Genomic DNA, 4672 nt, shown 5'->3' with positions numbered 1-4672 from the left:
CCGCCAAGGAGATCTTTCAGGGCATCTTGAATATCTTGTGCTGTTTGGATATGGTATTCCTCCAGGAGCTGATGGATGATGTTGCGTTTCCCTTCCGTCATTTGTACTTTGTGTACTGGTTTCTTTTCTCTTGCCATAATAAAAGGCCCTCCTATGATTTTTATTTTATCATAGAAGAACCTTCTAAGTTCTATTTTACAGAAAAAGTTTCACACACTCTGGTATGATGTTCATAAGAATGATCTATAGTGATTTCTTTATTGCCTCCTTTTCTATAAGAAATGATCTTCTATAAGCTGGATTCTAAAATCAGCTTATAGAAGCAGATTAGGCCTTTAGTCAATTCCCTATATTATTTAAAAATCTATTATCTGTTTTTATAGAGACACATTAAGATTGTATCAAGTTTTCTTTTTATACTCTTGTTGAAATGTAGATATAACATCCATAATTTCTTCATCACTCATATCTACCATACCCAATGATAAGCATGTTGACTTTAAATCTCTTTTTTTAATCGAGTGGTTATCGAACAATCCATATTTTCTTGAAGCTTCGTATACCTCTTTTTTAGTTTTAAAATCAATGATTAAGTATCTTGCACCTTGCACATATGTAAGATATAAATTTGTAATCTCATTCCAACAAATCTTTCCTATAAAACCATTACTACGAAAATAACTCTCTATACCTTCTGCATCTAATTTAATAATGGGTTTGGTCGTTTGCTTTTTGTAACCATATAAATATAATATCAGTATCAGCATAGATACAATAAGAAGAATCCATCCAACCAATCTTAAACCGAGAGGATTTCCAGTAAGGAATCGACCCGGCCCTTTAATGTGATATTCCGCTAACTCTTCATTGCTGTTACTTAATATAAAAAATCCGCCCAACACAAATGCTAAAGTTATCAAAATAGAACTCTTATACTTTTTTTTATTGTTGTAAATGAGATAGATTTTGTGACTGGTTTTAGGCTCTAAAGATGTACCACACCATTCACAATATAAGGCACCCTCAACACTCCCTCTCCCACATTTCGGACAAATCTCTTTATTTTTCAAATGGGTGCCACACCACTCACAATACAAAGCATCTTCTACACTTTCTTTCCCGCACTTCGGACAAATCAATTTTTCTCCCTCCGAATTCTTTTTTGTCGTAATTATATTATAACATATGATTTGGATATAGAAAAAGGCTGGATATGGATGATAGTAATTTTTAATAACTTCCTTTCTCTTTTGGTTCAGACCAATGTTTTTAAGCCATTCCTTAGATCCTTGCCTTCTTAATTCTTAGTATGTCGAAAAGAGATTTTCTTTCGTAACCCTAAAAATCTATTTTAACTATGGGATGCAGATAGACGCCATTTCCTCTGCGGTATATAATAATTTAAAGAAAAATCATTAGGAGTGAGAACTATGCAGAAATTTTGAGAAAATGGAATTGAATTTTGTTGGAATGATAATGAAGGAGATCTGATAAACATCTTCTTTTTAGTTCTTTTGGATATTGGCATTCTGTGTATCATCAGAAATGTTCATCTTAGTTCTTTTGGATTATTTTTTCCCATTTTTTGTTTTCTGTTCTTCGGCATAGGCGCCCTACAATTAATCTATTATTGCAGAAGAAAAATACCACAACTTTATATGAACGAAAAAGAAATCAGCGTACGAGGTAATGATATATCTTGGGATTGGATCACAGAAGTTAAAAAGAATGATGTATCTGGGCCACGTTCATTTAAGCCAAGGTATCAGATTTTAATCCATTATTACGCACCAGGGAAAAAGCGAAAAAGGGTTGCCGGTCTTTTACCTGATCCGGAAGAATTACAAGAATTAATGGATTTTATAGAGGCGTATTGGAATTATTATCGGATTCAATAACTTTGCTAAAAAAACTTTGTGATCTGTAATCTATAAATAAACAAAAGAGGACAAACCCTCATTTTCAGGATAATAGTAAGAGGAGTGTATGACCGGATTCGGTCACATACTCTTTTGAACAAATTTATACGCTTTTAACTATACACCATACACTATTCTTAGTCTTCTACACAATTTTAACTTAATTGTTATACTTTCCTTAAATTACGACTTAATTATACCATCATTATCCCATGATTTGAAGCCATTTAACTCATCGCTTTCAGCTTCTTCCAAAAGGGATCTTACGAAAAAATCCATAAAAATCACAGTTTTTATCATGCTAAGTATGAAGGAGGAAAAAGCCGACAACGATTTTTATCTTTTACGGTGAATAATACTGCCGGATGCCTAAATATGAATTGGTTACCTAAGCGATAGCGACCTTTATAGGAAAGGTTCCCATCCAATCATATATAGCTGTCGAGGAAACACCCCAGAGCAGTTTCTAGGCTTGTCATTCTTCGTTCGTTTTCTTTGTATTATATATTTATTTTAAGTCCTTCATACATAATTCTTAAATAACTCCTATTTTTCCATACTATTTATATTAAAAATACTTTCATAATGAATTAAGGAACACTGTGATATACCATAGTTCTTCTTTTTTGATCCAAAATGCTTTTCCTATTATATAGGATACAGTAAGTGTCTGCTTAACCCAAGTGTAACATATAAGTAACATACGAAAGTGATTTTGCAGTTTTTATACAGTTCCTTCCATATTGTTTGTATAAAAAAAGAAATGACCTAAAAACCACGGTTTTAAGCCATTTCTTGATATATTTTTGAACTTTTAACTAGAACTTACCTTCTTTGGCGCTCTCCTCAATCGAAGCTTACAATCCGCATAAACAGGGGGGGTTTGCGTCGTTTTTGTAACCTATATGTCACCTATACATTCCTATTGAAAGCAAATGATAGCAATGGAGAACATTTCTTATTAAGATGCTATTAACGAACTCTAACTCGTACATCTTCATCAATCACTGTCTCTTACGCAGAACGATTCATATTACTAACCATATCGATAAATTCTTTCATATCCGCTACATATTGATAAGGTTCATATTCCGAATAAATATCTGGACTATCAAGGATGACAATCTGAACTCCATCTGCCCGCAAAGCCTCTAAAGTGCCTGGTAAACAACGTGCTTCATTCACGGTTTTACACTTATATGCTAAGCATCCCTGCCTATCAAAGATCTTCGCAACAATATAAATATTTTTATCTCCCATTTATCTCTCCTTCCCAATAATTTAGACGTTCCAAAAAATCTTTTTCACTACTAATTATTTTATCATCATATTCCTTATAAAGTATTTTCCCTATTTCAGCATTTTTATATTTATAAACGTATCTATGGCTCCAAATGTTAAATAAATAATCTTTTCCACACCACAACTGAATTTCTATTGGATATGCCAGATTATCTCTTTGGTAATACAAGTGAATGGCACGATAACCATCGTCAATCTTTTTCCCTTTTCTCAAATCTACAACTCTAAAATAATCCGGATAGTCTTCAGGATATTGTTCGAATCTAAGTCTGAATCCAAGAATGTCATTAAAACACTGTTTGAATCCGCCGCCGGTTCTAATCGTTTTTTCATATTTTCGAATGATAGAATCATCACTTTTAAATCTCGAACCGATTAAATTCTCCTGTACCAATACATCAATATAGCTGGCACGATATCTCTCTATATCTTCTAATATTCGCTGTAATGGGGTATTCCGAAGTGAAATTTGTTTTAAACTTCTTCCCAACGTTGATTTATAAGATAATATGTCTAAGGTCTCTTTTGGAATAAATAAGTCCATCCTGTTCACCACCTTTATTCAAATAGTTTATGCGCTATTATATCATAAAGCACAAAAAAAAGAAAAGCGTGCTGCTTCTCTTTTTTAAACGCAGTCATCTCCTCTATAGACATAACCGGTATACTGCCAAAATAAAAATGGAGAAATATAATAGTCATATTGACTGCTTCCTTCCTTCACAAAAGCACTGCCAAATGGCAGCTCTCCTTGCTGCAGCCCCAATCGAACAAACAAAACATCTTTGTGCATGACCTTTGCTGCTAAGGAAACAGGCACATTGCCATGCTCGAAATCCGGTATTTCTACAAAAATCTTTCCATTGTTTAACTTCTGATCCATAACGCCTCATCCTTTCTATTTTCATAAATAGTATGAATAAGAATTATTTTTTGTTATACTACGATCAGAGTATTAAAAAAGGAGATAACATGGAAAAAGACTATTTTAAAGATCGCACCAAGGAATCGACATCCTATCAAGCGATTCATCCCAGAGGTCAAAAGATCAAGGGCGTGGATGCCGCAACGGGAGAAAACCTAGTTGGTCGGGTTGTGTATCTCACAGAAAACGGAAATCGCATCATCACAACAAATGGCAACTTAACCGTTTCTGAGTGGTATAGAATTCATCAAAATAAAAATGTTGGGGCTGTCGCTTTAACGAATGAAAATTCGTGAAGCGGCAGCTTCATTTTTGCTGCTTTTGGCATGAAATCCAATCGGAACCACAGATTTATTCAATCATTTGATAATAATGGCGCACTTTAATAAGCCATTTTCAATGGCTTAAAAATTTATTTTGAAATGTCTAAATTCAGGCGCTTTTTAATGGGAATAAATACGTTCCGGTTCTGCCATTTTGAATCTTATTATGAAGCTTATTTATGTTTCTTGCCATGGCAAGCAGT

The 4672-nt window shown here is 33.7% G+C and carries 6 protein-coding genes and 1 pseudogene; 2 read left to right on the top strand and 5 right to left on the bottom strand.

The window, feature by feature from the left end; translation table 11 throughout:
* Both CI597_RS19795 and CI597_RS17370 read right to left on the bottom strand, forming a co-directional pair.
* Nucleotides 1-137: pseudogene (locus CI597_RS19795) on the bottom strand (IS256 family transposase); the annotation flags it as partial.
* 264 nt (nt 138-401) lie between these two features.
* A complete protein-coding gene (locus CI597_RS17370) occupies nt 402-1139 on the bottom strand; it encodes a zinc ribbon domain-containing protein (RefSeq protein ID WP_024727460.1) in 738 nt (245 codons plus the stop codon).
* A 519-nt stretch (nt 1140-1658) separates the two neighbouring features.
* Here CI597_RS17370 and CI597_RS17880 point away from each other — a divergent pair.
* A complete protein-coding gene (locus tag CI597_RS17880; protein WP_143266103.1) occupies nt 1659-1898 on the top strand; it encodes a hypothetical protein in 240 nt (79 codons plus the stop codon).
* Between the two features lie 1035 nt (nt 1899-2933).
* Here CI597_RS17880 and CI597_RS17360 read toward each other — a convergent pair.
* From CI597_RS17360 to CI597_RS17350, 3 genes are all read right to left on the bottom strand, one after another.
* Entirely contained in the window at nt 2934-3179 is a 246-nt protein-coding gene (locus CI597_RS17360; protein WP_024727458.1) for a DUF6718 family protein, read from the bottom strand.
* Nucleotides 3169-3765, bottom strand: a complete 597-nt coding sequence (locus tag CI597_RS18880; protein ID WP_024727457.1) for a hypothetical protein — start codon at nt 3763-3765, stop codon at nt 3169-3171. Before CI597_RS18880 ends, CI597_RS17360 begins: the two co-directional genes overlap by 11 nt.
* An 84-nt stretch (nt 3766-3849) precedes the next feature.
* Complete coding sequence (locus CI597_RS17350) at nt 3850-4104, bottom strand: hypothetical protein (RefSeq protein WP_034549329.1); 255 nt, start codon at nt 4102-4104, stop codon at nt 3850-3852.
* A gap of 89 nt (nt 4105-4193) precedes the next feature.
* Between CI597_RS17350 and CI597_RS17345 the strand changes: the two genes are divergently transcribed.
* Nucleotides 4194-4442: a hypothetical protein gene (locus CI597_RS17345; protein WP_024727455.1), complete on the top strand. Its 249-nt coding sequence runs from the start codon at nt 4194-4196 to the stop codon at nt 4440-4442.
* The last annotated feature ends 230 nt before the right edge of the window (nt 4443-4672 follow it).

The organism is Anaerostipes hominis (ex Lee et al. 2021) (genome assembly GCF_002270485.1).
GTDB lineage: Bacteria > Bacillota > Clostridia > Lachnospirales > Lachnospiraceae > Anaerostipes > Anaerostipes hominis.
Note: the sequence above shows the minus strand (reverse complement) of the source record. Positions and strands in the feature narration are given on the sequence as shown.

Bases quoted from the DNA above. Each gene is read 5' to 3' on its own strand.
- CI597_RS17360 (WP_024727458.1), bottom strand. From the start codon at position 3,179: ATGGGAGATAAAAATATTTATATTGTTGCGAAGATCTTTGATAGGCAG.
- CI597_RS18880 (WP_024727457.1), bottom strand. From the start codon at position 3,765: ATGGACTTATTTATTCCAAAAGAGACCTTAGACATATTATCTTATAAA.
- CI597_RS17350 (WP_034549329.1), bottom strand. From the start codon at position 4,104: ATGGATCAGAAGTTAAACAATGGAAAGATTTTTGTAGAAATACCGGAT.
- CI597_RS17880 (WP_143266103.1), top strand. From the start codon at position 1,659: ATGAACGAAAAAGAAATCAGCGTACGAGGTAATGATATATCTTGGGAT.
- CI597_RS17345 (WP_024727455.1), top strand. From the start codon at position 4,194: ATGGAAAAAGACTATTTTAAAGATCGCACCAAGGAATCGACATCCTAT.